Raw genomic sequence first — 26932 nt, 5'->3', positions numbered from 1 at the left:
CGATGTCTGTCGTGCCCCCAGGCTGCTGCGGTCTCCTCCGCCGTACAAGGGTTTGACCGGTCGTCTCGGCTGCCAGGGATGAGGGGGGAGACCGACAGGCAGGAGGCAGGCGCGTGCTGGTGGTGTCCGAGGAAGTACGGGAGGCGGTCGCGGCGCGGCAGCCGGTCGTGGCGCTGGAGTCCACGATCATCGCGCACGGGCTGCCCCGCCCGCGCAATCTGCAGGTGGCTCTGGAGCTCGAGGCGGTCGTACGCACAGAGGGCGCCGTTCCCGCGACGATCGCCGTACTGGACGGGCGGCCCCATGTGGGTCTGGACAAGGAGCAGCTGGAGCGGGTCGCCAACGAGGACGGGATCCGCAAACTGGGCCACCGGGATCTCGCCCTCGCGGTCGCCGCTGGAGCGAGCGGCGCGACGACCGTGTCGGCGACGGCGCTGCTCGCCGCGCGTGCGGGGGTACGGGTGTTCGCGACGGGCGGGCTCGGCGGGGTGCACCGGGAGTGGACGGTAACGCAGGACGAATCGGCCGACCTGGGACTGCTGGCGCGTACCCGCATCACGGTGGTGTGCGCGGGCGTGAAGTCGATCCTCGACGTGGCTGCGACGCTCCAGCGTCTGGAGACGCTGGGGGTGGCGGTGGCGGGATACGGCACGCCGCGCTTCCCCGGCTTCTATCTGTCCGACTCCGGGCATCCGGTGGAGTGGACGCTGAACTCGCCCAGCGAGGTCGCGGAGGTCATGCGAGCCCAGGACGCGCTCGGCGGCCCCGAGTCGGCGCTGATCATCGCCAACCCCGTGCCCGAGAGCGAGCAGCTCGATCCAGCGCTGCACGCGCGCGTGCTGGCCGACGCGCTGCGAGCCTGCGACGAGCAGGGTGTCACGGGACAGGCGGTCACACCGTTTCTGCTGGACTATCTGGTGCGGCACACCGACGGTGCGTCACTGCGCGCCAACCTTGCGGCAGTGCGCGGCAACGTGCGGCTGGCGGCACGCATCGCGGCGGCCTGGTCCCCGGCGTGACCACGGCCCCTCACCATGCATCCGGCGCGACCGCGACCGATCACGATGCATCGGGCGTGGCCGCGCCCGGTCACGATGCATTCCCCATGACGCCGACGGCCGCAGGCAACGGTGCGCCGGGTGTACCGGGGACGCCGACCGCACCGGAGCCGCAAGGTGTGCCGAGAACGCCGAGTACGCCAGGCGCACTGCTCGTCGTCGGCGACGTCATCACGGACATCGTCGCCCGGCACCGCGCACCGCTGGCACCGGGCACGGACACTGCGGCCGCGGTCCGGACGCTGCCGGGCGGCGCCGGCGCCAACGTCGCCTGCTGGGCGGCCCATTGCGGCTGCGCGGATGTACGGCTGCTGGGACGCGTGGGTAGCGACTCCGCGACGTGGCACGAGCGTGCGCTGACCGTCTCGGGGGTGGGTCCTCGCCTTGTGGTGGATCCGGAGGCGCCCACCGGGACGGTGATCTGCCTGGTCGACGCCGCCGCATCGGCGGAGCGCACCTTCCTCACGGACAGCGGGGCATCCCTGCGGCTCTCCCCCGCCGACTGGTCGGCGTCTCTGCTGGACGGCGTCGCACGGCTGCATCTGTCCGGATACCTGTGCTTCGCAAAGCCGAGCCGCGCGCTGGTGAGGGCCGCTGTGGCGTCGGCACGCGCGCGTGGGGTGCCGGTGAGCATGGACCCCGCCTCGGCCGGCTTCCTCAGGGAGCTCGGTGTGGACCGGTTTCTGAAACTGGCCGAGGGCATCGACGTACTCCTGCCCAGCGGCGACGAGGCGCGGTGGCTGACCGGCGTCCCGGACGACGTCGACGCGGCGGCCGAGCTGAGCCGCCATTTCCCACTGGTCGTGGCCAAGCGGGGCCCCGAGGGCGCTGTGGTGGCGCGCGCGGGAGCGGTGCGGGCCCGGATCCCCGCGGTGCCCGCCAGGGCACGGGACACGACGGGCGCCGGTGATGCCTTCACCGGCGCCTTCCTCGCTGCTCTGCTCCGGGGTGCTGGGGCGGAGGAGGCGGCGGCCGAGGGATGCCGGGCGGGAGCGCAGGCGGTGCAGCAGGTGGGCGCCAGGCCGCGAACGTCCGCTCCGGAGGAATCCGCATCGGCACAGGACCTCTCGGCGCACGGGCGGTAGACGCCGCTCGTTCACCTGCCCCCGCCGGCATGGGCGAGCCTCATGGTTCGCTTGCCGTGCCTTGGGCCCGCGCCTCAGGCCTTGCGTCCCCACGCAGAGATCATCGGTGCGGTGGCAAGGTCCATCTCACCGGCGGCCACGTTCATGAGGTGCCGGTCGATCTCCTCGTCGGTGGCGAGCCCCGCGCCGACGAGATGGTCGCGCACCTCCTGGACGGTTGCGATCTCCAGCTCGGCGCAAGCGCGCGAGGCGAGCGGGAAGTGGACCTCCGCCTCCACCTTGCTCAGCCCGGCCTCGCGCATGAGCCGGGGCAGCGTGCGGCCGTACGAGAGGTCGGCGCCGCGCCCGGCGAGCAGGGCACGGAACGACTTGCGCAGCCGGTTCGCCAGCTCCTGGGCGGGGCCGTGCTCGTCGGGGCAGAGAAGGGGCTGCAAGGCGGGGTCGGTGTCCTCGACGAGCAGGTGTCCGCCGGGCCGCAGGGCCTTGACCATGGACTGCAGCGCCCGTGCGTGGTCCGGCACATGCACGAGGACGTGCCGGGCGTGCACGAGGTCGAAGCTCTCGCTGGGCGACGGCTCGGTGCCCACGTCGTGGCGGCGCACCTCGACGGGCGGGCGGGCCGCCAATGCCACCCGGGAGGTGTCGGTGTCGGTCACGAGGACCCGCCCGGTGGGCCCGACCTTCTTGGCGAGCCAGTTCACCACGGAGGTGCCGTAGGCACCCACCTCCCAACACCGTCGGCCCGGGCCCATGCCGAGCCTTTCGATGTGGCGGAACGTCGCGGGATCGAAGAGTGCGGCGAGGGCGTCGAATCGCCGCCCTGCCGCAGTCTGGTTCTGCGTCTGGCTGCTGTTGAGGAGACGACCGTCAGTTCGCGTCATGCGCTGATCATTACAGTTGGCCCGGTTTGCCCCATGCAGTTGAGGGTCGCTTCCGGAGCGGATTACTCCGTTCCCACAGGCCACCACGGCATGTGGCGCATCCTGGCAGACTGGCTCGCCAGGTCATCGAGTCCAGCGCAAGGAGCTCCGCATGTCGATGGCAGGGAATCTGTGGAAGGTGGGCAGTCTGCACAAGGTGGGCGGCCTCCGGAAGGTGGCGCGCCTGAGGCAGCGACGCCCGCGGGTCGATCTGAGTCATCCCGCCCGCTCCCCCCTGGGCTCCGCGGTGGTGAACTGTGTGACGTACCGGGACGGCATCCGCCAGCCGGGAGGTCGCGACCTGGTCGAGGCGGTCGAGTTCGTCCGCAAGGCCAAGGAGGGCTTCGTATGGCTGGGCCTGCACGAGCCCACGGAGCGGGAGTTCGCGGGAATAGCGGCGCTGTTCGACCTTCACCCGCTGGCGGTGGAGGACGCGATCGACGCCCACCAGCGCCCGAAGCTCGAGCGGTACGGCGAGACGCTCTTCGCCGTGTTCAAGACCGTCTGCTACGTGGATCACGCCGAACTGACCGCGACCAGCGAGGTGGTGGACACGGGCGAGATCATGGTCTTCGTCGGCCGGGACTTCGTCATCACGGTCCGTCACGGGAGGCACGGTTCGCTGGGACCGGTGCGCGAAGGGCTGGAGGCGGCCCCCGAGCAGCTGGCCAAGGGTCCGGCCGCCGTGCTGCACGCGATCGCCGACCATGTGGTGGACGACTATCTGGCCTGCACGGACGCGGTGCAGGCCGACATCGACCAGGTCGAGACGGATGTGTTCACCGAGACCGGCGCGCGGGCCGATCCCGGACGCATCTACCAGCTCAAGCGTGAGCTGCTGGAGCTGAAGCGGGCCGTGGTCCCCCTCAGCCGACCGGTGCAGGTGCTCGCCACAGAGCCCCTACGGGTGGTGGACCCGGAGATACAGGCGTACTTCCGGGATGTCTCCGACCATCTGCTGCGGGCCACGGAGCAGATAGCCGCGTTCGACGAGCTGCTGAACTCGATCCTGCAGGCGCACCTCGCGCAGGTGACGGTGGCTCAGAACGAGGACATGCGCAAGATCACGGCCTGGGCGGCGGTGATCGCGGTGCCCACGATGGTCTGCGGGGTGTACGGCATGAACTTCGACTACATGCCGGAGCTCCACTGGCGATTCGGCTATCCGGGCGTCCTTGTGGTGACCGCGGTGGCCTGTCTCGTCCTGTACCGCGGGTTCAGGCGGAGCGGCTGGCTCTGACGGGGACGGCCGACGCTTCAACCGTTCCAGGCCGGGTGCCGTGGGTCGTCCGCTCGTACGAGTACGTCGGCCGTCGAGCCCGGGTCCACCTCGGACTCGTACCGTCCGAAGGCCGGCAGTGTCCACAGCTCGTGCTCGGGCGTGCGCCGTCGGAGCGCGCCCGGCGACAGTCGCACATGAACGGTCAGATCGAAGGGGAACCAGCGTCCCAGGAGGAGGGGGCCGTGCAGCAACAGGATGCCGCCGGGCGGGAGTTGGACGTAGGTGCTGCGTGTCGCCCGATCGGCGGTCGCGTCCCAGAGATCGGGCAGCACACGACCGGTGCCGCCGGGGTCGAGGGGCCCGAAGACCTCCCGCCACAGCGCGGCCGTGTCGAACCAGCCGTCGTAGTAGGTGCCGACGTCCTCGCGCCCGTACTCGAACCGCAGCGACGCGGGCCGCAGGAACCCTTCGGTGCCGACGACGAGCCCGGCGCGGCCCCGGGCGCGCAGCACGTCGGCGACCTGCCGGGCAAGGTCGCCGGGGCGGGCCGCCGGGGCTCCGTCGAAGGCGATCCGCGGCCAGGAGCTCCCGTCGTGGGGCTTGAGGTCGAGCAGCCGGTCGGCGAGCGAGTCGCCGAGCCGTTCCCAGGTGATCGCTTCGAGTCGCACATGCTCCATCATGCCGCGCTCCTGGACGCTACCGGCCGGGCACCCGGCCCTCCACCGGCCAACCCTCGCAGATCCTCGGTGCACAGAGGGAATGAAGCGCGTATGGCGACCTCCCCCTCTGCCCTGGGATCCGGCGCCGGTGGGCGTGGACCTCTCGTCTTCCAGTCCGTGAAGCGGCGGCGGAACTGTGCGGGGTGCCGCGGCGGGCCGCTGTCGCTGCTCGTGCTCGAGCGCGGCGCGCCGCGGTGCCTCGACTGTGCCGACCTCGGCCATCTGGTGTTCCTGGCGCGCGGCGACACCGCACTCACGCGGCGGGCTCGCGAGGGCAGCAATCTGTCCGCGATCGTCGTCCGCTTCAACCGGCGGCGGGGACGGTACGAGCGGCAGGGCGTCCTCGTCGAGGAGGACGCCCTCGCGCGGGCCGAGGAACGGTGTCTGGCGGACGCCGAGATCAGGGCGCGGCGCCGGGCGCGTGACGCCAAGCGGCGCGAGGCGGAGGATGTGCGCTTCACCGCGGCGTTCGCGGAGAAGATATCCCGCCTCTTTCCCGGTTGCCCGCCCGGCCGGGCACAGGCGATCGCCGCTCACGCCTCGGTGCGGGGCAGCGGCCGCGTCGGCCGCAGCGCCGCGGGCCGGGCACTGTCCGAGACCGCGGTGACGGCGGCGGTCGCGGCGGCGGTGCGGCACACGGACACGCCGTACGACGGCCTGCTGATGAGTGGCGTGCCGCGGCTAGAGGCACGTCGCAGGATCGGACCGACGGTGGAGGCGACGCTCGAGGCCTGGCGTGCGGGCGCGGGTACGAGCGCGGACACGCACGGGGGCACACCCACGGGCACGGACACGGGCAGGGACACCCACGGGGGCACACCCACGGGCGCGGGCAAGGACACGGGCGGGGACACGCGGTGCGAGGCGTAAGGGAGTTGACATGATCGAGGGGCCTTACTTCGTTCTCACTGTGCTGGGTGCACTCGCCTGCGGACTGATGGCCGGGGTGTTCGTCGCCTTCTCCACCTTCGTGATGAAGGGGCTCGCCGCACTCCCCGCCTCTCAGGGGATCGCCGCGATGAACGCGATCAACGCGATGGCGGTCGGCCCCGCCTTCATGGTCCTCTTCATGGGTGCGGCCGGGTTGTGTGCCGTACTGGCCGTGGTGACCTTCGTGCTGTGGCCGGACAAGGGGACGGTCGAGCTGCTGCTGGGTTGCGCGCTGTATCTGGCCGGCTCGTTCGTGGTCACCATCGCGGCGAACGTCCCACGGAACGAGGCGCTCGCCAGACTGGATCCGGAGGCACCGGAGAGCGCCGAGTACTGGCACAGATATGTGGCCGAGTGGACCATGTGGAACCACATACGCAGTGCCGCGTCGCTCACCGCGAGTGCCTCGTTCGTTCTGGCCCTCACCCTCTGACCGCGCGGCGTTCCAGACGCATTCCAGACGCATTCTCGACGCGTGCGGCGACGCATTCTCGACCATGCCGCGACGCACACCGCGACGCACGGTGGCGGCGCGACGTATGGTGGCGGGAAGACGCTGTCCCCCGTAGGCAAGGGAGACGGCCATGGCCGATCCCAAGGGTTTCCTCACGACCTCTCGCCAGGAATGGCCGCGGCGCCCGGTCGAGGAGCGGGTCCAGGACTGGGACGAGGTCTACGTCCCCGGCGCCCTGCTTCCGATCGTCAGCCGGCAGGCCAACCGCTGCATGGACTGCGGCATACCGTTCTGCCATGACGCCTGTCCGCTGGGCAATCTGATCCCGGAGTGGAACGACCTGGTCTCGCGCGAGGACTGGCGTGCGGCGAGCGAGCGGCTGCACGCCACGAACAACTTCCCGGAGTTCACCGGGCGGCTCTGCCCCGCCCCCTGCGAGGCGGGATGTGTGCTGGCGATCAACCAGCCGGCAGTCACGATCAAGAACGTCGAGGCGGCCATCGCGGACCGCGCCTGGGCCGACGGGCTGACACCGCCCCGGCCCCCGGACCGACTGTCGGGCCGCACGGTAGCGGTCGTCGGCTCGGGTCCGGCCGGGCTCGCCGCGGCGCAGCAGCTGACGAGGGTGGGGCACACCGTCGCGGTGTACGAGCGGGACGACCGTATCGGGGGGCTGATGCGCTACGGGATCCCCTCGTTCAAGATGGAGAAGCACCACCTGGAGCGGCGGCTCGGGCAGATGGAGGCGGAGGGCACCAAGTTCCGGGCGGGCACGGCCGTCGGAAGGGACATAGGGGCGGAGGAGCTGCGGGGGCGGTACGACGCGGTGGTGCTGGCCGTCGGCGCCACGGCGTGGCGCGAACTTCCCGTAGCAGGACGGGAGTTGACCGGCATACACCAGGCCATGGTGTATCTGCCGCTGGCCAACCGGGTGTGCGAGGGGGATCTCGACTTCTCACCGCTGTCCGCCAGGGGCAAGCACGTCGTGATCGTCGGCGGCGGTGACACCGGGGCGGACTGCCTGGGCACAGCAGTACGCGAAGGGGCGGCGTCCGTGACCCAGCTGGACATCTATCCGCAGCCGGCGACCGAGCGGACGGAGACGGATCCCTGGCCGACGTACCCGAAGATCTACCGGCTGTCGGCCGCGCACGAGGAGGCCAGGGACCTGGCCACAGCGCCCGCGGCGGACGCGGACGCACGCCTCTTCGCGGCATCCACGCTCCGCTTCACGGGGGACGAGACGGGGCACGTCCGGGCCCTGCACCTCGTCGAGGTGGACGCGGCGCGCCGCCCCATGCCCGGCACGGAGCGTACGCTCCCCGCCGACCTGGTCCTGCTCGCGCTCGGCTTCTCCGGGCCCGACCGAGGGGACGGGCTCATCGATCAGCTGGGGCTCGCCCTCGACGAGCGCGGCACCATCGCGCGCGACGCGGGCTTCGCGACCAACGTCCCGGGCGTCTTCGCCGCCGGAGACGCGGCCCGCGGCCAGTCACTGATCGTCTGGGCGATCGCCGAGGGCCGCGCGGTGGCGGCGGCCGTCGACCGTCATCTGACGGGCTCGGACCGCCTCCCCTGCCCGATAGGTCCGTACGACCGGCCGCTGCGCGCGTAGCGCTCACCGCCCACCACGCACGCCCCCGCGGCAACTGCCTCCCAGGCCCGTGCGGGCGCCGCCGACCCCGTGTCGCTTTGTCGTCTACCTCTTGCGCGCCACTCCCGCGTACCCCGGTACGGGCCCGTCGTCCTGCCCCGGGACGGGTTCGCCGAGCTCCGGGTGCCAGACGGTCGGGACCACGACGCCGGGCTCCACGAGGTCCAGGCCGTCGAAGAAGCGGGCGACCTCGGCGTGGCTGCGCAGCGCCATGGTGAGCGCCCGGGCCTTGTACATGTCACCGGCCTCGGACGCGGTGTCCGGCGTGAAGTCGGCCGTCGCGTGGGAGAGCATCAGACAGCTTCCGGCGGGCAGGTCCGCCATGAGCCGGTCCACCAGCTCGTACGCCCCGTCCTCGTCGGAGATGAAGTGCAGCAGGGCGACGAGCGACACCGCGACAGGCTGTGTGAGGTCGAGGATCTTCCGGGCCTGGTCGAGGATCGCGCCCGGCTCACGCACATCGGCCTGGACGAACTCCGTGGCGCCCTCGGGCGTGCTGCGCAGCAGCGCCTCGGCGTGAGCCAGCACGATGGGGTCGTTGTCGCAGTACACGACGCGTGCGTCAGGCGCGATCCGCTGCGCGATCTGGTGGAGGTTCGGCTCCGTGGGTATGCCCGTGCCGATGTCGAGGAACTGGCGTACGCCCTGCAGGGCCAGCCAGTGCGTGGCGCGCTGCATGAACGACCGGTTGATGCGCGCCAGGACCGGAACGCGCGGCTCGAGGGCCAGGAGCTGCTCGCCCATCTCGACGTCGACGGGGTAGTTGTCCTTGCCGCCCAGAAACCAGTCGTACATGCGGGCCGGATGAGGCTTGCTCGTGTCGATCGCAGGGTCTTTCCGGGGTGCCGTGGATTCCTGCGCGGCAGCAGCGTCTTGTCCGGTCACGGCGTCTTGCCCGGTCATCAGTGACTCCATAAGTCGGAAGGAAAGTCGGCACGGTTCGCGGTGTCGACACATTCGGGAGAATGGGCGAGGAATTCAGAAGAATCGACGAGGAAATCGGGGGAATGGGCGATCACGACAGCAGGAAATCCGCTTCTCCGGCCTTGGCACCCTCGATGAAGGCGTTGATCTCGCCGGGTGTGTAGATCAGAGCGGGTCCGTCGGGGTCGGCCGACTGACGCACCGCGACCCTGCCGTCCGAGAGCTTCATGGCCTCCAGGCAGTTGCCGCCATTGCCGCCGCTCCACGGCTTGTGCCAGCCCTCGGTGCCGAGTTCGCGGGCGGGCATGCCGTTGTAGATCCGCACGCCGTCGGCACGGTGGATGCCGTCGGTCGTGCGTATCCGGACCTTGATCCGATCCATCCGGTCGATCCGGTCCATCCGGTCCATTCACAGCTCCTTGCGGAATTCCCGGAGGATTTCCTTTGTGCGTCGTGCAGTTGCGGCCTGCGCCGCCATGCGGTCCAGGACCTCGAGATGCGTGGCGACCTCGGCACGCGCGTCCAGATAGACCGCTCCGGTCAGGTACTCGCTGTAGACCATGTCCGGGAGCTCCGGCATGGCGAAGCGGAAGAGTACGAACGGCCCGTACGTGCCCGGGTGCGGTCCGGACGCGAACTCGGCGATCTGCAGCGTCACATGGGGCAGCCGCATGGCCTCGAGCAACCGGTCGATCTGCGCCCGCATCACCTCGGGGCCGCCGACGGGACGGCGCAGCGCCGTCTCCTCCATCACGACCCACAGCCGCGGGGCGTCCTCGCGGGTGAGCAGTTGCTGGCGCTGCATCCTCAGGGCCACATGGCGTTGGATGTCTCCGGGCCGGGTCTGGCCGATCGCGCCGGACTCCATGACGGCGCGGGTGTAGTCCTCGGTCTGCAGCAGTCCGGGGACGAAGTGCGGTTCGTACGACCGGATGAGGCTCGCGGCCCCCTCCAGGCTGACGTGCATGCTGAACCAGCCCGGCAGGATGTCGTGGAACCGCTGCCACCAGCCTGGCCTGTTGGCCTCCTCGGCGAGCGTGACGAACGCGTCGGCCTCGCCGTCGGAGACGCCGTAGGACTTCAGCAGCAGCTGCAGATACGGGATCTTCAGCGCGACTTCGGCCATCTCCATGCGGCGGACGGTGGCCGGGGCCACGCGCAGGATGCGGGCGGCCTCCTCACGCTTGAGGCCGGCCTGCTCCCGCAGATCCTGGAGGCGCCGGCCGAGGACGACCTGACCGACCGTCGGTGCGGACCGTGGCTCGCTCACGCTCTACCTCCGTCCAGTCCCTGGGCCAACTCGGCCTGTATGGCGGTTGGTTGCGAGAAGTGTGCCATGTCCCTCCACCGGAGCACGCGACACTCTGGACTTTTCAGAGTGGCTCTTGCCAAGTGTTCGAGGCAGGGAGATAGTTGCACACGTGACTACTTCCGCGCGGTTAGAGACGGCCGCCGCCGAGGGCAATCCCGGCATGCCGGCCGGGGCATGCGTCGGGGCGACCGCCGGACGCCGGTTCGGCTTCGAACTGGCGGTGCATCCGCGTTCCGCGGGACAGGCGCGGCAGCTGACGCGTGCCCGGCTGACCGGCTGGTCCGTCGGCGAGGACACCTGCGAGACGGCCGTCCTGGTCATCTCCGAGCTGGTCACGAACGCACTGGTCCACACCGCGTCCCGGATGATCGTGTGCGCGCTGCACGACGACGGCCGTCGGCTCCGGATATCCGTACGCGACGAGGGATGTACGCCCGGCGAGCCGCACCCGTCTCCACAGCGACCCGAGGAGGAGCACGGGAGGGGATTGCTCCTCGTCGAGGCCTTGAGCAGTGCGTGGGGCACCCAGGAAGCCGGGTCCGGTCTGCTCGTGTGGGCGGACCTGCCGCGTCCGGTCGACGAGACCCGCGAGACCGAGGCCGGTTCGGACGGGGTCCGCGGCACGGGGACCGGATGGCTGTGACGAGGTCGCGGGCCCTGGGGATCGACACGCTGGCCGGCCTGGGGCGCCGGCGCCGCCCGCTCCGCGTCCCGCCGCTGCGGCTCGCCGTTCCCTCCGGCATGTCGGCGCCCTTGGGCTGCGACGCGGTCGCGGTGCCGGCGGCGTACGGGCAGCGGCTGCTGGCGCGGTTGCCGCGGGCGGGGTGCGTCTACGGGGACGAAGCTCGCTGGTGGTGGCTCGTGCCGTCCCATTCCGATGTCGCCATGGAGTGGCCGGCGCCCTCGTACTACGCGACGGGAGCGGTGGTCTCGGACGCCTGCGGCCGGCCGGGACTGGTGCACCGCCCGGACGGCACGTCCGTGGCGTACACCCCGCCGATCCCGCTCTATCTCGCCATGTGCCAGATCACGGGGGCGAGGCCCCCGTGGTCGCGCCCGGTCACTGCTTGACCGGCTAGATCACGATGCACGGCTGACCGGCGCGGCTACTCGGAGGCCTCCCTCGGCCGCACGATCACCAGGAACGCGTCCGACGCCAGGTCCATCACGACCTCGGCAGGCTGCCCCTCCATGCGGAGTGCCTGCGCGAACTCCTCTGCCGGCCAGGACCCTCGCGGGCCGCCGGCCGGAAAGCGCTCCAGCACTACGCGTCCGTTCACCGCACTCTCCTGTTCTCGTGCCCGGCCCACACCTTCGAGGACCGTTCAGGAACTAGAACGCACCGCGAGCCTGTTCGGTCTGCGACGTGACGGTACTGAAACCTAGTTGAAACGCCAAATGTACTCAGGGTTCACTCTCGTACCGTGGCCCTCCGTGCACGCACCGTGGCCGGAAAGTGGTGCGGTCCGTTGCCTACGGTTTCTGGATCAGGCCGTGCCTACGGTTTCAGGATCAGGCGGTCGTGATCCGCGCGCGGGGCTCCACGAGCTGCTTGCGCTGCGTGAGCTGCGCAAGGTCCGCGCACAGCGCGGACAGCTGCCGGGCGTGCTGCTCGGGGACGCGGCCGGTGTCGTCGACGTGCACCGCGCACGCCGTCGCGGTGTCCACGATCAGTTCGAGCATGGCCGCGATCTCCCCTGCGCCCGCCGCGTGCCGGGCGAGTGCCGGCAGTTCGGCGGCCGAGACCTCGCTGGCGGCGCGGGCCTGGGCGAGCGCACGGTAGGCCGCGCGCCTCAGCGCCCAGCGGGCGGCACGGTCCTCTGAGCCGCTCAGCACATGGGCGAGGTAGGCGTCCGCGGCACGCATGGCCGCCGCGAGGCGGGTCCGCACGACGCTCCCGCCGTGCCCGGGCAGCGGAAGATGCCCGACGATCAGCACGATCGCGCAGGCCAGCAGCGTCTCCCCGATCCGGCTCCAGGCCGCCTGCGGTTCGCCGCCGACCATCACCAGGCCCAGCACGAGCACGGTCACGACGGCGGTCTGCGCCGCGAAGTGCCGGGTGGCCACGGGGATCAGGGCACCGCTGAGGGCGACCAGGCCGATCAGCCCGTACGGCGAGGGCAGCAGCGCCGCGAAGGCCGCGAAGAGCGCGGCGCCCAGCACCGTGCCGAGGGCCCGGCACAGCACGCGCGACACGAGCGGTCCGAGGTCGGGCTTCACCAGGAAGACGGCCGTGGCGGGCAGCCAGTACCAGTGCGCGTGGTGCAGTGCCTGCGCCACGGCGGCGCTGGCACCGAGGCAGAGGGCGACCCGCACGCCGTACTCGCGCCCGCCGGGTCCCAGGGCCCGGCGGGCGGCGGGCAGCAGCCGGCTCTTGCGCCGGGGAAGGTGTTCTGTGCCGCTGTCGAAGGCCTCGGCCGCGTGCAGCAGGGCGTCGTCGAGGGCGCGCAGCCCGGCGTCGTAGCGGGCGGGCGCGGGGAGCGGGCCGGGGGCCTCTCCGCTGCGGACGGCGGCCGCGAGCCTGCGCGGGCCTTCCGAGGCCTGGGCGGGGAGGGTGCGGCCCGCCCAGGCGAGGGCGGTCGCGGCCTCGGCGAGCGGCAGCGCGGCGAGGTACTGGGCATGCAGCCGCCGCTCGGCCGAGGAGCTGGGCCTGGCCCGCAGGCGCGGACCGGACAGGGCGTCCTGCGCATGGTCGAGGGCCGCGGTGAGCGCGGCACGACGGGCGAGGGCGTCGGGCCCTCCGGCCGCGTCGAGCAGGTCGGCGATGGCTGCGTAGACGTCTGCGACAGCCGTACGCTCACCGTCGAACCGGAAGGACCCGGCGGTGCCCGGGGCGCCGGGCGACGGAAGCAGGAGGCGCAGCGCGATGAGCCAGCCGGCGCCGGCGAGGTAGCACAGGGCGCGCTGCCATCCGGGCTCGGGCAGTTGCATTCCGGCCCCGATCGCCGCGCCCACCAGCAGTTGTGTCCCTGCCGCGGAAGCGACGGGCCCCCCGGCGCTGACGGCACCGGCGAAGAGTCCGAGCACGGCGAGCCCCGCGATCAGCACGACGGCGCCCGCCCGGCCTTCCGCGCCCGCCGCATACCCCGTGGCGTACGACCCGAGAAGCAGCCCGCACGCACCGGCGACGGCTGGCACGCCCAGCCGCTGCACTGCCGAACGGCGGCTTCCCCGCCGGTCGTTGATGCCGGCCAGCATGGCCCCGAGCGCGGCGACGACACCGGCGGACGGCCGCCCCCACCACACGGCCGCGAGCAACAGGGGCCCGGCGGCCAGCGCGCCGCGGACGACGGCGCTCCAGGGCACGGGTCCGCGCTGGGCACGCAGGGCATGGGCCAGCCAGGGCGGTATGGCGGAGCGGAGACCGGAAGGGAAACGGGCGGGGACGTGCACGGGGCTCCTGTCGGGCGGGGCGGGGTGCGCCTTCGGACGACTTCGGCCAGGGCGGTCGGTCCGACCATAGGAGATGGATTTGAAGGGATCGGGACGTGACCGTTTCCGCAATGTGTCAGCCGCTGATGGTTCCTGGCTGTTCCCGGATCCCGCGGCGTCGGCTACGCGGTCAAGAAAGGTTTCGTCGTCATCTCGCGGCGGGTGGCCGGGTGGCCCCGATGGTCAGGCCGCCCGACCGAGCCCGGATCGCCGTGCCGTGCTGCGCGCCGCCGCCGGTCCTGTCGGGTACGGCCCCTCGCCGCTGCGCCGATGGCACAGGGCCCCACTCGGCCAGGAGCGCGCGCAGTTCGGCGGCGGCTGTCGGGTCCGACCGCAGGGTGCGGCGCAGCCGGTTGCGCCACTCCGCCTGCACGTCGGCCTCGGCGTCCTGGTCCTCGGCGCCCCGCGCCGCGACGAGTTCGGCCCGTGAGGCCTCGAGTTCGCCCCCGACCACGTCCCCGGCGCCGCCGCGCCGCCGCGAGAAGAACGCGACCGCACGGTCACGTGCCTGCGTCCATCCGTCGGTCGCCATCTGCTGCACGAGCGCCGTCGCCCCCGCCGCCGCAAGTGCACTCAACTCCGCGTCCACCGAGCCCCCTTTGTCGCTCGTCGCCGCTCCGGCCGGACGCCCCCACGGTATCCCGGCGACTCACGGCAGGTAGCCGACCGTCCACGCTCGGTGCCCCCCGGAGCACACGTATCCCGAGGCCACGCGCCAACCGAACTCCCCACAAGTCTCGGGCGCGTCCCGGACCGAGGACCGCGTCGACAGCCCAACCGGTGTGCCACGCGCGCGTGCACGCGCTCAACGGTACGGCGCCGTCCGCAGCGGCGCAGTCACCGGACCGGCCCGCTCGTCCCCCGTACCACCAGCGTGGGGTCCACCACCGCCTCCCGCGGCTCGACGCCCTCCCCCTCCAGGCGCTCCACGGCGAACCGCACCGCGCGCTCCGCCATCAGGACGAAGTCCTGGCGGACCGTCGTCAGGCCCAGGGGCATGAGGTGGGAGATGTGGCTGTCGTCGTAGCCGACGACCGAGACCTCGCCGGGGACGTCGATGCCCGCGCGGCCGAGGGACATCAGCAGGCCCAGCGCGCAGCGGTCGTTGGCCGCAAGGACCGCCGTCGGCAGCTCGTCCTGCGCCGCCAGGAGGCGGCCCGCGTCGATGCCGGCCTGCTCGTCGTGCGCTCCCGGAACGACGCGGATCTCGTCGGCCAGGCCGTGCCGGCGCATGGCGTCGCGGTAGGCGCGGCGGCGCTCGGCCGAGCCGGGCCCGCGGCCGCCGTCGACGTGCACGATACGGCGGTGGCCCAGTTCGACGAGGTGGTCCATGGCCTGCCGTACGCCCTTGGCCTCGGCGGTGCGGACGCTGTCGACGCGGGCGCCGCGCACCCGTCGCGCGACCGCGACGGCGACCGTGCGCCGGCCGAGGGCTTCCAGATCGGCGGCGCTCGAGCGCGGGCCGAGCAGGATCAGCGCCTCGCAGCGGTGGCTCAGCAGTGCCTCGATCGCTTTGCGTTCGTCGCGGGCCGGGGCGTCGGCCGACAACAGGACGTCGTAGCCGGCGCGTTCGGCCTCGTGGTAGATGGCCTCGACGAGGTCCGTCTGGAAGGGCTGGTGGAGGGTCAGCATCACACCGAGCGCCCGGCTGCGGCCTCGCGCGAGAAGGCGTGCCGCGTTGTCGGGGCTGTAGCCGAGCTCTTCCGCGACGCGCCGTACGCGTTCTCGGGTCTCCTGGCTCGCTCCCGGCTGGTTGCGGAAGACGATGGAGACCAGCGCCCTGGAGACGCCGGCCTTCTCGGCGACATGCGCCATCGTGGGGCGCTGCCTGCCCGGTGCACGCATACGAGGTCTGCCCTTCCCTTCCGTTCGGTGGTCCGACCTTCGCGTATCCGAGGATCTGTGTATTGGAGTAATCCGAGGAGGATCTGTGTATTCGGAGTGATCCGAGCCGGGAGATTCGGGCGGATCTCCGCGGGGTCTGCCCGGCCTCCCCGGGCTCAGCGGGGCAGACGCCCGGAGAACTCCCGGACCCGCTGGTGAGTCACCCCATGGACGCCGGTTGACATGACATTCGAACAGCGCCATCGTTACTCGCCGCTGGAGCGCGCTAGCAGGGTGGGGCGGAACCGAGTGTGCCATGAGCACCGAAACGCCCCAGCCAGTCAAGGGGGAGCGATGACCACCGAGACGATACGTCTCACCACTGCCCAGGCCCTCGTCCGCTTCCTCGCCGGCCAGTACAGCGAGCGCGACGGCCTGGAGCAGCGGCTGATCCCGGGAGCCTGGGCCGTCTTCGGGCACGGCGAGGCCTCCGGTATCGGTCAGGCGCTCCTCCAGGCGGCCGTCACGGGCGAGGCCGGGGTTCCGGAGTTCCCGTACTACGTGGCCCGCAACGAACAGGGCATGGTGCACGCCGCCATGGCCTTCGCCAGAATGCGGGACCGGCTGGCCGCCTTCGCCTGCACGGCGTCGACAGGGACCGGTTCGACGAACATGATCACGGGTGCGGCGCTGGCCACCGCCGGCCGTCTTCCCGTCCTCCTTCTGCCCGGCGACACGGCCGCGACCCGGGCGGCCGCCCCGGTGCCGCAGCCGGCGGCCAAAGGGTCCGGCGATCTGACGGTCAGTGACGCGTTCCGCTCGGTGTCGAAGTACTTCGAGGTGATCACGCGTCCCGAGCAGCTCATCCCGGCCGCGCCGGCCGCGATGCGGGTGCTGACGGACCCGGTGGAGACGGGAACGGTCACGCTCGTGCTGCCGCAGGACGTCCAGGCGGAGGTCTTCGACTGGCCGGTGACGTTCTTCCGGCGCCGGGTCTGGCGCGTGGGCCGCCCGGCACCGGAGCCGGCCGCGCTGGCGCGGGCCGCCCGACTGCTGCGGCAGGCACGGACGCCGTTGATCGTCGCGGGCGGCGGTGCGGTGTACTCCGGCGCCGAGACGTTGCTGCGCGCGTTCTCCGAGGCCACCGGCATCCCGGTCGCCGACACGCACGCCGGCAGGGGTGCGGTGCCGTGGGACCACCCGTACGCGGTGGGCGGCATCGGCCCGGCGGGCTCGTACGCGGCGAAGGAGACGGCGAGGGCGGCCGACGTCGTCCTCGGCATCGGCACCCGCTACAGCGACGTCACCGCCTCCGGCCGATGCGTCTTCGGCAATCCGCACGTCGCCTTCGTCAACCTCGACGTCGCCCGGCCGGACTCGGTCAGGCACTCCGTCGAACCACTGGTCGCCGACGCCCGGCTCGGCATCCAGGCGCTCGCGGGCGCGCTCACGGACTGGGAGGTCGACGAGGCGTACCGCCTGCGCACCCGTGAACTCGTCGCCGAGACGCGGCGGATGGAGGACGAGAGCGTCCGGCGCGGCGAGGGCCCGCTGCCCGCCACGGCCGAGATCCTGCGCGCGCTCGACGAGACACTCGACGACCGCGACGTCGTGATCAACGCGGCCGGGTCCATACCTGGCGACCTGCAGCTGTGGCGGGTCCGCGATCCGAAGGCGTACCACGTCGAGTCGGCGTATGCGTGCATGGGTTACGAGGTCGCGGCCGCTGTCGGTGCGAAGCTGGCCGATCCCTCGCGCGAGGTCGTCGTGCTGGTCGGCGACGGCTCGTATCTGATGATGGCTCAGGAGATCGTGACCTTGGTGTCCGAGGGCATGAAGGTCGTCATCGTCCTGGTCCAGAGCCGCGGGTTCGCCTCGGCCGGTGCGCCGTCCGAGCCGCTCGGCTCTCGGCGGTGCGGCGCGCAGTCCCGCTTCCTCGACGGGGAGCCGGGGCTGCCCGTCGGCACCGGGGGCCGCGTCGATCTGGCCGCCAACGCCGCCTCGCTGGGCGCCGACGTCCTGCACGCCACGACGGTGGACGAGTTCCGCACGGCGATCACGAAGGCGAAGGCCGGCAGCCGCACCACGGTGGTGCACGTCGAGACCGAACTGAGTTCCGTCACAGCTCCCGCGCCCGGAACCCCGGACGCGGAAGCACTCACGCTCTGACGGGTTCCCGCGCCTCAGGGTTGCGCGGCCGCGTACTTGTCCGTGGCCGCCACCAGCGCCTCCTGGATGCCCGGCGCCCCCGCGTTGTGGCCGACGTCGTCCACGAGCACCAACTCGCTGCCGGGCCATGCGTGGTGCAGCCGCCACACGATGCCCAGCAGGTTGCCGAAGTCGAGGCTGCCCTGGACGAGCGTGCCGGGGATGTCCTTGAGCAGCGGGGCGTCGCGGAGGACGACGCCTTCGTCGTTGCCCTCACCGAGGAAGTGGTCGCCCGCGAAATAGTGCGTGACGATGCGGGCGAAGGCGGCACGGAAGACGGGGTCCTCGTAGCGCGGGACGGAGCGCGGCGGCGCGGGCGCCATCGCCGTCTCCCAGTCCGTCCAGGCCCGGGCCGCCCTCGCCCGCACCTCTGCGTCCGGCGACTCGAGGAGCCGGTTGTACGCGGCCGCCAGATTCCCGTCGCGCTCGTCCTCGGGCACGTGGTCCCGGAACTGCGCGAACGCCTCGGGGAAGATCTGCCCGAGCCCGCGTGTCAGCAGCGCCACCTCGGGGCCCGAGCCCGTGGCCACACCCGTGAGGACCAGCTCCGACACGCTGCCCGGGTGCGTCTGCGCGTACCGCAGACCGAGCACCGAGCCCCACGAGACCCCCCACACCAGCCACCGCTCGACGCCGAGATGCCGGCGCAGCAGCTCCAGGTCCCCGATCAGATGAGCCGTCGTGTTGACGCTCATGTCCGTGTCGTATGCGCTCGCGTGCGGAGTCGACCGGCCGCAGCCGCGCTGGTCGAGGAGGACGATGCGGTACGCGGCAGGGTCGAAGAGACGACGGAAGTACGGCGTGCAGCCGGAGCCCGGCCCGCCGTGCAGGACGACCGCGGGCTTGCCGCGCGGATTGCCGCAGACCTCCCAGTACACGTCGTTACCGTCACCCACGTCGAGCATGCCGTGGTCGTGCGGTTCTATGTCCGGATAGAGGCTCATCAGGGCAATCTAGTGCCGCGTCCGGCGCGAACGTGACACGATTTCGAGGGTGACCAGCAAACCCGCCGCGGCACAGCGCCTGAGCGACCTCGCGCGGCTGCGTCGCGTGCGCGACCGGATCGACCGGGAGTACGCGCAGCCGCTGGACGTCGAGGCCCTCGCCCGTGGCGTGAACATGTCGGCCGGGCACCTCAGCCGCCAGTTCCGTCTCGCCTACGGAGAGTCGCCGTACGCCTATCTGATGACGCGGCGCATCGAGCGCGCGATGGCGCTGCTGCGCCGTGGCGATCTCAGCGTGACGGAGGTCTGCTTCGAGGTCGGCTGCTCGTCGCTGGGCACCTTCAGCAGTCGCTTCACCGAGCTGGTCGGTGTGCCGCCCAGCGTCTACCGGCACCAGGCGGCGCAGGCGACGGCAGGGATGCCGTCCTGCGTCGCGAAACAGGTGACCAGACCGATCAGGAATCGAGAAGCATCGGCACCGAGCGGCAACTAGCGTGACGGCCATGGACATCACCATTCACACGAGCGTTCTCCCGCACGACGACCCGGACGCGTCCCTGGCCTTCTACCGCGACACCCTCGGCTTCGAGGTCCGCAGCGACGTCGGACAGGGCACGATGCGCTGGATCACGGTCGGCCCTCCCGGCCAGCCCGACACGTGCATCCTCCTGGCGCCGCCGGCCGCAGACCCGGGCATCACCGAGGACGAGCGCCGCACCATCACCGAGATGATGGCCAAGGGCACCTACGGCTGGATCCTGCTGGCCACCAAAGACCTCGACGGCACCTTCGAGCAGGTGCAGGCCGGCGACGCCGAGGTCGTCCAGGAGCCGACCGAGCAGCCGTACGGCATCCGCGACTGCGCCTTCCGCGATCCCGCGGGCAACCTGATCCGCATCCAGGAACTGCGCTGAGCCTTCCGGCGAACGCTCGGCGTCCTGGAGACACCGGACATCGGCTCACCCACGACAAAGCGAAGTAGAACCAGGCGTACGGCTTGAAGCTGGTCAGATCGATCCAGGCGACGCCGACGGAGACCGCGAAGCCGGTCCCGCCCGACAGATGGAGAAATGATGAGCATGGCCCCGAGGACGGACACGCAGTCGCCTGCGCTGCACGATGCCGACAGCCACGATCTGATCCGCGTGCACGGCGCGCGCGAGAACAACCTCAAGGACGTCAGCATCGAGATCCCGAAGCGCCGGCTGACGGTGTTCACCGGCGTCTCCGGCTCGGGCAAGAGCTCGCTGGTGTTCGACACGATCGCCGCCGAGTCCCAGAGGCTGATCAACGAGACGTACAGCGCCTTCGTGCAGGGCTTCATGCCGAACCTGGCGCGGCCCGAGGTCGACGTGCTCGAAGGGCTGACGACCGCGATCATCGTCGACCAGCAGCGGATGGGCGGCGACCCCCGCTCCACGGTCGGCACCGCCACCGACGCCAACGCGATGCTGCGCATCCTCTTCAGCCGGCTCGGGCAGCCGCACATCGGCTCGCCCAAGGCGTACTCCTTCAACGTCGCCTCGATCAGCGGGGCGGGCGCGGTCACCGTCGAGCGCGGCGGACAGAAAGTGAAGGAACGTCGCAGCTTCAGCATCACCGGCGGCATGTGTCCACGCTGCGAGGGCCGGGGCACGGTCACCGATCTCGACCTCACCCAGCTCTACGACGACTCCAAGTCGCTCGCCGAGGGCGCGATCACCGTCCCCGGCTATACGGGGGGCGGCTGGAACTCCCGCCTCTACAGCGAGTCGGGCTTCTACGACCCGGACAAGCCGATCCGCAAGTTCACCAAGAAGGAGCTGCACGACTTCCTCCACCGCGAGCCGACCAGGATGAAGATCGCGGGCATCAACATGACCTACGAGGGGCTGATCCCACGGATCCAGAAGTCGATGCTCTCCAAGGACAAGGAGGCGATGCAGCCGCACATCCGTGCCTTCGTGGAGCGGGCGGTCACCTTCACCACCTGCCCCGACTGCGACGGCACGCGGCTCAGCGAGGCCGCCCGGTCCTCGAAGATCAAGGGGATCAGCATCGCCGACGCCTGCGCGATGCAGATCAGCGACCTGGCCGCATGGGTCCGCGGCCTCGACGAGCCGTCGGTGGCGCCGCTGCTCACCGCGCTGCAGCACACCCTCGAGTCGTTCGTGGAGATCGGCCTCGGCTATCTCTCGCTGGACAGGCCGTCGGGCACGCTGTCGGGCGGCGAGGCCCAGCGCACCAAGATGATCCGCCACCTCGGGTCGTCGCTGACCGACGTCACGTACGTCTTCGACGAGCCGACCGTCGGTCTGCACCCGCACGACATCGCACGGATGAACGGCCTGCTGCTGCGGCTGCGGGACAAGGGCAACACGGTGCTCGTCGTCGAGCACAAGCCGGAGGTCATCGCGATCGCCGACCACGTGGTCGACCTCGGCCCCGGCGCCGGTACGGCGGGCGGCACCGTCTGCTTCGAGGGCACCGTCGAGGAGCTGCGGACCGCGGGCACCATCACCGGCCGCCACTTCGACGACCGGGCCTCCCTCAAGGAGACGGTGCGGAGGCCCACCGGCCTGCTTCCGATCCGCGGCGCGACGACACACAACCTGCAGGGCGTCGACGTCGACATCCCGCTCGGGGTGCTGGCCGTCGTCACCGGCGTCGCCGGCTCCGGCAAGAGCTCGCTCGTACACGGTTCGATCCCGGCCGGCGAAGGTGTCGTGTCCGTCGACCAGACCGCGATCCGCGGTTCGCGCCGGAGCAACCCGGCGACGTACACCGGACTGCTCGACCCGGTCCGCAAGGCGTTCGCCAAGGCCAGCGGGGTGAAACCGGCGCTGTTCAGCGCCAACTCCGAGGGCGCCTGCCCCACCTGCAACGGCGCCGGTGTCATCTACACCGACCTGGCGATGATGGCCGGCGTCGCCACCACCTGCGAGGACTGCGAGGGGAAACGGTTCGACGCGTCGGTGCTGGAGTACCACCTCGGCGGCCGCGACATCAGCGAGGTGCTCGCGATGTCGGTGACCGAGGCCGAGGAGTTCTTCGGCGCCGGCGAGGCGCGCACCCCGGCCGCGCACCGCATCCTCGAGCGGCTCGCTGACGTCGGGCTCGGCTACCTCACCCTCGGCCAGCCGCTCACCACGCTGTCCGGCGGCGAGCGGCAGCGGCTCAAGCTGGCCACGCACATGGCCGAGAAGGGCGGCGTCTACGTCCTCGACGAGCCGACCGCAGGTCTGCATCTCGCCGACGTCGAGCAGTTGCTCGGCCTGCTCGACCGGCTCGTCGACTCCGGCAAGTCGGTCATCGTCGTCGAGCACCATCAGGCGGTCATGGCGCACGCCGACTGGATCATCGACCTCGGCCCCGGCGCCGGCCACGACGGCGGCCGGATCGTCTTCGAGGGCACACCCGCCGACCTCGTCGCCGCCCGCTCCACCCTCACCGGCGAGCACCTCGCGGCCTACGTCGGCGCCTGAAGCGCGGCACCTGAAGCGCAGGATCGAATGCCGCGTGAGGTGGTCGAGCGCGCACACGCTGCCTCACGCGGCACCTGCCCGTGCTACGTCTGCGTCGGCTGGATGTTTCTCATCCGCCCGTACGCGTACACGCAGCCCGCGAGGGCCAGGTCCGACAGCAGCATGAAGCCGATGGAGTACGAGTTCTTCACGCTGTAGATCGCGCCCATGACGAGGGGCGGCACGAAACCGCCGAGGCCGCCCATCGCGCCGACGATGCCGGTGACGGAGCCGACCTGTGGCTGTGGGGTGACCCTGGAGACCAGCGCGAACACGCTGCCGCTCGTCGTGCCGAGACCGGCCGCCATCAGCAGGAAGCAGAGCGTGCCGACCGGGGCGAGCGCCGGGTCGAAGGACTGGATGATGGCGAACAGCGCGACGACGCCCAGAGCGACGCAGGTGACGATCGCGGGGTGGATGTGGTCCGACAGCCACCCGCCGATCGGCCGGAAGATGACGGTGACCAGGGCGAATCCGGCCGCCTTGGTGCCGGCTTCCGTGGCGCTCAGGCCGTACCAGGTCTTCAGATACGTCGGCAGGTACACGCCGAACGCGACGATGCCGCCGAACCCGATCGCGTAGAGCGCGGACAGCTCCCATGTCACGCGGAGACGCCCCGCCTGCCCGAGCCGGGTGCCGAGCGAGGTGGCCGGCACCTGCCGGTCGGGCCGGTCGGTGATGAGGAGCGCGCCGAGCACGGCGAAGACGGCGAGCGCGATGGCGACCACGATGAACGGCAGGTTCTCGCCGTGTTTGGCGATGCGCGGCGTGAAGAATCCGGACAGCGCCACACCGCCCATGCCCATCCCGAAGACGCCGAGCGCGAAGCCGCGGTGGGCCGGCGGAAACCACGAGTTGACCAGCGGCACGCCGATCGCGAAGGTCGTGCCGCCGAGGCCCAGCAGAAAGCCCACGACGAGCATCGCCCCGAAGCTGCCCCGGGCGGGAATGACCAGCAGCACCGGGATGATGGTGAGTGCCGTGACCAGCGGGAACATCTTTTTCGCGCCGTAGCGGTCGGTGAGCGCGCCCGCCGGGATACGGCCCAGGGAGCCGACGAGTACCGGGATTGCGACCAGGAGCGACTGCTGGAAGGAGCTCAGTCCCAGACTCTCCTTGAAGTCCCCGCTGAGTGGCGAGATCAGGTTCCAGGCCCAGAACGTGAGCCCGAACCCGATCGTGGCCATGATCAGGTTCCGGTACGCGGCCGTGGAGGGCTTGGTCGCCGGGCCGCCCTCAGCGACCGAGGGGGCGGTCTTCGTGTCTTTCACGCCCCCACGCTAGGAACAGCCGTCCGGCAAGGCCCGATCTACTGCTCCATACGAGGGGTCCCGCCTGCTGCTCCATCAGCGGTGGGCCCCTCGGTGTTCAACCCCGCCGCACGGGCTGCCGTCCCGAGCACGCCCCGCAGCATGCCGGGGGTGAGCCTGCCCGTGAACGTGTTGCGCTGGCTGACATGGAAGCAGCCGAAGACCTCGAGCGGCGGGCCTCCGTCCGCGGCGGGCAGTGTCAGGTGCGCGCCGTGCGCGAAGGCCGGGCGCGGCCGGGGAACGACCCACCCGGCCGCACCGAACGCCGGAAGCGCGGCGCCCCAGCCGAAGGCCCCGAGGACGACGGCCGCGCGCACATACGGGCGCAGCAGCTGCAGTTCGCGCACCAGCCAGGGGCGGCAGGTGTCGCGTTCCTCAGGCGTGGGCTTGTTGGCGGGGGGCGCGCAGTGCACGGGCGCGGTGACGCGGACGCCGCGCAGGGTGAGGCCGTCGTCGCGCGAGACGGCGTCCGGCTGGGAGGCGAGGCCGAGATCGTGCAGCGCCGCGTACAGCACATCGCCCGAGCGGTCGCCGGTGAACATCCGGCCGGTGCGGTTCCCGCCGTGTGCGGCCGGCGCCAGGCCGATGACCAGCAGCGACGCGGTGGGCGGGCCGAAGCCGGGCACCGGGCGGCCCCAGTACGTCCAGTCCGCGAAGGACGCGCGCCTGGTCCCCGCGACCTGCTCGCGCCACTCGACCAGCCGTGGGCAGGCACGGCAGTCGGTGAGGGCGGCGTCGAGCTCGGCGAGGGTGCGCACGCCTCCACGGTAAGCGCGCGGAGAAAAGTAGTCCGGGCCGGCCGCCGCGGGGCACTAAGGTCAAGGCATGGCTGGTCGAGACATGGCTTCAGGGGACCCGGACGGCACGGCGGGCGCCGCCGGCGAGGGATCCGTGCGCGTCGACAGCTGGATCTGGTCCGTTCGGCTGGTCAAGACCCGGTCGATGGGGGCCACCGCATGCCGCGGCGGGCATGTGCGGGTCAACGGCGAACGCGTGAAGCCCGCCCATGGTGTGCGGGTCGGCGACGAGGTGCGGCTCCGGCACGAGGGGCGGGAGCGGATCGTCGTGGTGAAGCGCATCATCCGCAAGCGCGTCGGCGCGCCGGTGGCCGTCGAGTGCTACGTCGACAACAGCCCGCCGCCCCCGCCCCGCGAGGCCGTCGCCCCGGCAGGTGTACGGGACCGGGGCACCGGCCGCCCGACCAAGCGCGACCGCCGTGAGATGGAGCGGCTGCGCGGGCCGGGCGGCCTCGGCGGGCCGCCCGCCGGGCAGTAGCACAGTTCACGCGCGCCGCCGGACGAGGCGCAGCAATTCGGCGTTGTGCTGACGGCGCGCCCAGGCGATGAGGGCGAACGGCACGACGAGGATCACCGGTGTAGCGGCGTACTGGCCGTCGAAGACCACGATCTGCGTGACGAACGCCCCGATCATCAGCCCGATGAAGGCCACGGACGCCACCGAGGACAGCACCGGGATCAGCAGGGCGATCGCTCCGGCGAGCTCCAGGGCACCGATGGTGTACATGCCGCCGGCGCCCCACCCGATCTTGTCGAACGACTCGGCCGCAGACGGGTGCGCGATCAGTTTGGGCAGAGCGCTCGCCAGCGCGAAGAACAGGGCGAGCAGCACCTGGAGGGTGAGCAGCGCGAGATGGAGGCGGCGGCCGCGGGGCCTGGCCGCGTCGGTCCCGGTGGCTCCGGTGGCGGCGGTGGCGGCGGCGGCGGGGTTGCTGGTCTGGGACATCAGGGTCTCCTCGGTGAGCAGGTGCCTTTCGGCTGTCACCGAGGCAGACCGGCCCAGACGGCCGAACTCATCGGCCGGGCCCGGATGTCCCGGCCGCGGTTATCGGACCGGCAGCGCCCGCACCCATGTCCCGTCGTCCGTCAGATACCGGTCGACCTTCAGTCCTGCTTCCGCGAGCGCCTCCTCGAAGGCGTCCTTCGTCAGAGGGCGTGACAGGAACGTCTGGGTCCATGTGGCATCCGGGAAGACGTATTCCGCGCGCACCGAGTGCACACCGTCCCCGACCGGATCCGCGGACACGATGCGTACGGTGCAGCCGCTCGGGTCGGCCCTCTCCCTCGGCACATTCGTGTGGTAGTCGGCGCCTTCGCGCTGGATCAGCACGCAGCCGGCGTCGGCGACATGGCGCCGGCAGGTGTTCAGCAGTCCACGCCGCACCTCCACGTCGCCCGCGTGCACCAGGAAGGAGGCGAGCATCACCACGTCGAACGTCTCGCCGAGGTCCAGCTCCTCGATGGACGTGCACACCGTGCGGGCCCCGCGGACCCGCTTCAGCATCTCGGCCGACTCGTCCACGGCCGTGACCGTGAAGCCGCGCTCCAGCAGCGGATGCGTCACCCGGCCGACGCCGCTGCCCAGCTCCAGGATGTACGCCTCCGCCGGCACGGCCCCGGCGATGATGTCCGGCTCGCCGCCGACGGGCAGCCGCGCATACAGATCGACCGCGCAGCCGTCCGGCGTGATCGCGCCGGGCCCCGTCCCTCCGTATCCCTTACGCATCTCACCGCTCATGGCCCGCCAACGAACCCCTGCCGCGGTGCGTTCCCCGGCCCGGGTGCCGCGGTCGGAAACCGGCCACGTCCCGCGCACTCGTTCCACGCTCCCGCCGCCTGGATTCCGCCTCCGCTCCGCGTTCACCGGACCCCGGGTGGGGTACCTCAGCGCAGGTAGGAGGTGATGGCGATGCGTACAGGCAGTGAACCGATGACAGCGCGCAGTCCCCTGCGGATGCGCTTCTGGCTCAGCGTCTGGGGCGTGATCGTCACGGTCGCGGGGACGGTGGCGTTCGTCCTGGCGGGGCGCCCGGGGTGGGCGGCGGCGTGCGCCGCCCTGTGGCTGATCACCATCATCGACATGGCGGTGATCCTCCGGCACATCCGGGAGGGTCCGCGCTACCAGCCGGGGCGCGACGTCCCGCCCTACCCACCGGTCGACGACCGCTGGTGACGGCGTCGCCGGGCGTGTCAGGAGTCGAAGCGCGCGGCCTTGACGTACTGCGGGCGCGGGTCGAGCGCCGCGGCGAGCCGGAAGTGCCGCAGCGCCTGGTCGGGCTTGCCCGAGCGCTCATAGGTGCGGGCGAGCGCGAAGTGTGCGAACGCGTTGTCGGGCTCGCGCTCCAGGACGATCGTGAACTCGAGCTCGGCGGGGCGCAGTTGGGCCGCGGCGAAGAAAGCGCGCGCACGCAGCAGCCGCGCGGCGGTGTTCTCCGGATGGGCGGCGATGACCCGGTCGAGAAGCTTCACCGCACCGCGCGGGTCGCGTGCGGCCAGCAGTTGCTCGGCCGCACGGAAGTCGATGACATCGGTTTCCGGCGTACGTTCGGTGTGTTCGGGCACGACTGAGTCCTTCCCTGACTGCACCTGTTCAACGCCCGCCACAGCCCCTGCTATTCCAGGGCCGGCCAACTGCG

29 protein-coding genes are annotated in these 26932 nt (G+C 71.6%); 14 read left to right on the top strand and 15 right to left on the bottom strand.

From position 1 onward, the window contains the following. Positions 1 to 113 precede the first annotated feature (113 nt). Both ACWD4J_RS02540 and ACWD4J_RS02535 read left to right on the top strand, forming a co-directional pair. A complete protein-coding gene (locus ACWD4J_RS02540; RefSeq protein WP_451393397.1) occupies positions 114 to 1019 on the top strand; it encodes a pseudouridine-5'-phosphate glycosidase in 906 nt (301 codons plus the stop codon). 86 nt (positions 1020 to 1105) lie between these two features. Continuing rightward, complete coding sequence (locus ACWD4J_RS02535) at positions 1106 to 2143, top strand: carbohydrate kinase family protein (RefSeq protein WP_451393396.1); 1038 nt, start codon at positions 1106 to 1108, stop codon at positions 2141 to 2143. Between the two features lie 74 nt (positions 2144 to 2217). Here the strand turns inward: ACWD4J_RS02535 and ACWD4J_RS02530 are convergent, their stop codons facing one another. Beyond that, entirely contained in the window at positions 2218 to 3024 is an 807-nt protein-coding gene (locus ACWD4J_RS02530; RefSeq protein ID WP_451393395.1) for a methyltransferase domain-containing protein, read from the bottom strand. Between the two features lie 151 nt (positions 3025 to 3175). Between ACWD4J_RS02530 and ACWD4J_RS02525 the strand changes: the two genes are divergently transcribed. Next, positions 3176 to 4303: a magnesium and cobalt transport protein CorA gene (locus ACWD4J_RS02525; protein ID WP_451393394.1), complete on the top strand. Its 1128-nt coding sequence runs from the start codon at positions 3176 to 3178 to the stop codon at positions 4301 to 4303. Positions 4304 to 4320: 17 nt separating this feature from the next. On the opposite strand, the gene ACWD4J_RS02520 is transcribed toward ACWD4J_RS02525, so the two are convergent. After that, positions 4321 to 4962: a uridine kinase gene (locus ACWD4J_RS02520; protein WP_451393617.1), complete on the bottom strand. Its 642-nt coding sequence runs from the start codon at positions 4960 to 4962 to the stop codon at positions 4321 to 4323. A gap of 93 nt (positions 4963 to 5055) precedes the next feature. Between ACWD4J_RS02520 and ACWD4J_RS02515 the strand changes: the two genes are divergently transcribed. From ACWD4J_RS02515 to ACWD4J_RS02505, 3 genes are all read left to right on the top strand, one after another. Further along, positions 5056 to 5874, top strand: a complete 819-nt coding sequence (locus tag ACWD4J_RS02515) for a DUF2293 domain-containing protein (protein WP_451393393.1) — start codon at positions 5056 to 5058, stop codon at positions 5872 to 5874. A 10-nt stretch (positions 5875 to 5884) separates the two neighbouring features. Continuing rightward, positions 5885 to 6367 carry an anthrone oxygenase family protein gene (locus tag ACWD4J_RS02510; protein ID WP_451393392.1) on the top strand — a complete coding sequence of 161 codons (483 nt, stop codon included), beginning with the start codon at positions 5885 to 5887 and terminating at the stop codon, positions 6365 to 6367. Between the two features lie 151 nt (positions 6368 to 6518). Next, a complete protein-coding gene (locus tag ACWD4J_RS02505) occupies positions 6519 to 8003 on the top strand; it encodes a glutamate synthase subunit beta (RefSeq protein ID WP_451393391.1) in 1485 nt (494 codons plus the stop codon). 84 nt (positions 8004 to 8087) lie between these two features. On the opposite strand, the gene ACWD4J_RS02500 is transcribed toward ACWD4J_RS02505, so the two are convergent. The 3 genes from ACWD4J_RS02500 to ACWD4J_RS02490 form a co-directional block, all read right to left on the bottom strand. Beyond that, positions 8088 to 8927 carry an SAM-dependent methyltransferase gene (locus ACWD4J_RS02500; protein WP_451393616.1) on the bottom strand — a complete coding sequence of 280 codons (840 nt, stop codon included), beginning with the start codon at positions 8925 to 8927 and terminating at the stop codon, positions 8088 to 8090. A gap of 130 nt (positions 8928 to 9057) precedes the next feature. After that, positions 9058 to 9348: a DUF397 domain-containing protein gene (locus tag ACWD4J_RS02495; protein WP_451393615.1), complete on the bottom strand. Its 291-nt coding sequence runs from the start codon at positions 9346 to 9348 to the stop codon at positions 9058 to 9060. A gap of 27 nt (positions 9349 to 9375) precedes the next feature. After that, positions 9376 to 10236 (bottom strand): helix-turn-helix domain-containing protein, encoded by an 861-nt coding sequence (locus ACWD4J_RS02490; protein WP_451393390.1) that lies wholly within the window; start codon positions 10234 to 10236, stop codon positions 9376 to 9378. Positions 10237 to 10387: 151 nt separating this feature from the next. On the opposite strand from ACWD4J_RS02490, the gene ACWD4J_RS02485 reads away from it, so the two are divergent. Together ACWD4J_RS02485 and ACWD4J_RS02480 are read left to right on the top strand one after the other, a co-directional pair. Beyond that, entirely contained in the window at positions 10388 to 10921 is a 534-nt protein-coding gene (locus ACWD4J_RS02485) for an ATP-binding protein (RefSeq protein ID WP_451393389.1), read from the top strand. Continuing rightward, the gene (locus ACWD4J_RS02480; protein ID WP_451393388.1) at positions 10912 to 11349 is read left to right on the top strand and encodes a hypothetical protein; all 438 of its coding nucleotides are present in this window, start codon (positions 10912 to 10914) and stop codon (positions 11347 to 11349) included. Before ACWD4J_RS02485 ends, ACWD4J_RS02480 begins: the two co-directional genes overlap by 10 nt. A gap of 35 nt (positions 11350 to 11384) precedes the next feature. On the opposite strand, the gene ACWD4J_RS02475 is transcribed toward ACWD4J_RS02480, so the two are convergent. The 4 genes from ACWD4J_RS02475 to ACWD4J_RS02460 all read right to left on the bottom strand — a co-directional run bounded on the left by ACWD4J_RS02475 (position 11385) and on the right by ACWD4J_RS02460 (position 15555). Next, positions 11385 to 11558: a hypothetical protein gene (locus tag ACWD4J_RS02475; RefSeq protein ID WP_451393387.1), complete on the bottom strand. Its 174-nt coding sequence runs from the start codon at positions 11556 to 11558 to the stop codon at positions 11385 to 11387. Positions 11559 to 11790: 232 nt separating this feature from the next. Further along, complete coding sequence (locus ACWD4J_RS02470; protein WP_451393386.1) at positions 11791 to 13671, bottom strand: FUSC family protein; 1881 nt, start codon at positions 13669 to 13671, stop codon at positions 11791 to 11793. Between the two features lie 187 nt (positions 13672 to 13858). Then, positions 13859 to 14287, bottom strand: a complete 429-nt coding sequence (locus ACWD4J_RS02465; protein WP_451393385.1) for a hypothetical protein — start codon at positions 14285 to 14287, stop codon at positions 13859 to 13861. Between the two features lie 260 nt (positions 14288 to 14547). Further along, positions 14548 to 15555, bottom strand: a complete 1008-nt coding sequence (locus ACWD4J_RS02460) for a LacI family DNA-binding transcriptional regulator (protein WP_451393384.1) — start codon at positions 15553 to 15555, stop codon at positions 14548 to 14550. Positions 15556 to 15888: 333 nt separating this feature from the next. Here ACWD4J_RS02460 and ACWD4J_RS02455 point away from each other — a divergent pair, with 333 nt between their 5' ends. Next, positions 15889 to 17703 carry a thiamine pyrophosphate-dependent enzyme gene (locus ACWD4J_RS02455; RefSeq protein ID WP_451393383.1) on the top strand — a complete coding sequence of 605 codons (1815 nt, stop codon included), beginning with the start codon at positions 15889 to 15891 and terminating at the stop codon, positions 17701 to 17703. A gap of 14 nt (positions 17704 to 17717) precedes the next feature. Here the strand turns inward: ACWD4J_RS02455 and pip are convergent, their stop codons facing one another. After that, positions 17718 to 18686, bottom strand: coding sequence for a prolyl aminopeptidase (gene pip, locus ACWD4J_RS02450; protein WP_451393382.1), 969 nt, complete (start codon positions 18684 to 18686; stop codon positions 17718 to 17720). 49 nt (positions 18687 to 18735) lie between these two features. Here pip and ACWD4J_RS02445 point away from each other — a divergent pair, with 49 nt between their 5' ends. From ACWD4J_RS02445 to ACWD4J_RS02435, 3 genes are all read left to right on the top strand, one after another. After that, positions 18736 to 19179 carry a helix-turn-helix transcriptional regulator gene (locus ACWD4J_RS02445; protein WP_451393381.1) on the top strand — a complete coding sequence of 148 codons (444 nt, stop codon included), beginning with the start codon at positions 18736 to 18738 and terminating at the stop codon, positions 19177 to 19179. Between the two features lie 10 nt (positions 19180 to 19189). Then, positions 19190 to 19600: a VOC family protein gene (locus tag ACWD4J_RS02440; protein ID WP_451393380.1), complete on the top strand. Its 411-nt coding sequence runs from the start codon at positions 19190 to 19192 to the stop codon at positions 19598 to 19600. A gap of 159 nt (positions 19601 to 19759) precedes the next feature. Next, the gene (locus tag ACWD4J_RS02435; protein ID WP_451393379.1) at positions 19760 to 22150 is read left to right on the top strand and encodes an ATP-binding cassette domain-containing protein; all 2391 of its coding nucleotides are present in this window, start codon (positions 19760 to 19762) and stop codon (positions 22148 to 22150) included. 83 nt (positions 22151 to 22233) lie between these two features. Here ACWD4J_RS02435 and ACWD4J_RS02430 read toward each other — a convergent pair whose 3' ends face one another. Both ACWD4J_RS02430 and ACWD4J_RS02425 read right to left on the bottom strand, forming a co-directional pair. After that, on the bottom strand, positions 22234 to 23376 hold the full coding sequence (locus ACWD4J_RS02430; RefSeq protein WP_451393614.1) for an MFS transporter: 1143 nt from the start codon (positions 23374 to 23376) through the stop codon (positions 22234 to 22236). Positions 23377 to 23498: 122 nt separating this feature from the next. Beyond that, positions 23499 to 24257, bottom strand: a complete 759-nt coding sequence (locus ACWD4J_RS02425; RefSeq protein WP_451393378.1) for a uracil-DNA glycosylase — start codon at positions 24255 to 24257, stop codon at positions 23499 to 23501. A 67-nt stretch (positions 24258 to 24324) separates the two neighbouring features. Here ACWD4J_RS02425 and ACWD4J_RS02420 point away from each other — a divergent pair, with 67 nt between their 5' ends. Next, positions 24325 to 24774: an RNA-binding S4 domain-containing protein gene (locus tag ACWD4J_RS02420; protein WP_451393377.1), complete on the top strand. Its 450-nt coding sequence runs from the start codon at positions 24325 to 24327 to the stop codon at positions 24772 to 24774. Positions 24775 to 24780: 6 nt separating this feature from the next. On the opposite strand, the gene ACWD4J_RS02415 is transcribed toward ACWD4J_RS02420, so the two are convergent. Both ACWD4J_RS02415 and ACWD4J_RS02410 read right to left on the bottom strand, forming a co-directional pair. Then, positions 24781 to 25242 carry a DoxX family protein gene (locus ACWD4J_RS02415; protein WP_451393376.1) on the bottom strand — a complete coding sequence of 154 codons (462 nt, stop codon included), beginning with the start codon at positions 25240 to 25242 and terminating at the stop codon, positions 24781 to 24783. A gap of 99 nt (positions 25243 to 25341) precedes the next feature. Beyond that, complete coding sequence (locus ACWD4J_RS02410) at positions 25342 to 26022, bottom strand: class I SAM-dependent methyltransferase (protein WP_451393375.1); 681 nt, start codon at positions 26020 to 26022, stop codon at positions 25342 to 25344. 183 nt (positions 26023 to 26205) lie between these two features. Between ACWD4J_RS02410 and ACWD4J_RS02405 the strand changes: the two genes are divergently transcribed. Beyond that, on the top strand, positions 26206 to 26469 hold the full coding sequence (locus ACWD4J_RS02405) for a DUF6343 family protein (protein WP_451393374.1): 264 nt from the start codon (positions 26206 to 26208) through the stop codon (positions 26467 to 26469). Between the two features lie 17 nt (positions 26470 to 26486). Here the strand turns inward: ACWD4J_RS02405 and ACWD4J_RS02400 are convergent, their stop codons facing one another. Next, on the bottom strand, positions 26487 to 26858 hold the full coding sequence (locus ACWD4J_RS02400) for a tetratricopeptide repeat protein (protein ID WP_451393373.1): 372 nt from the start codon (positions 26856 to 26858) through the stop codon (positions 26487 to 26489). Between the last annotated feature and the right edge of the window lie 74 nt (positions 26859 to 26932).

The organism is Streptomyces sp. NPDC002577, assembly GCF_053594815.1.
Note: the sequence above shows the minus strand (reverse complement) of the source record. Positions and strands in the feature narration are given on the sequence as shown.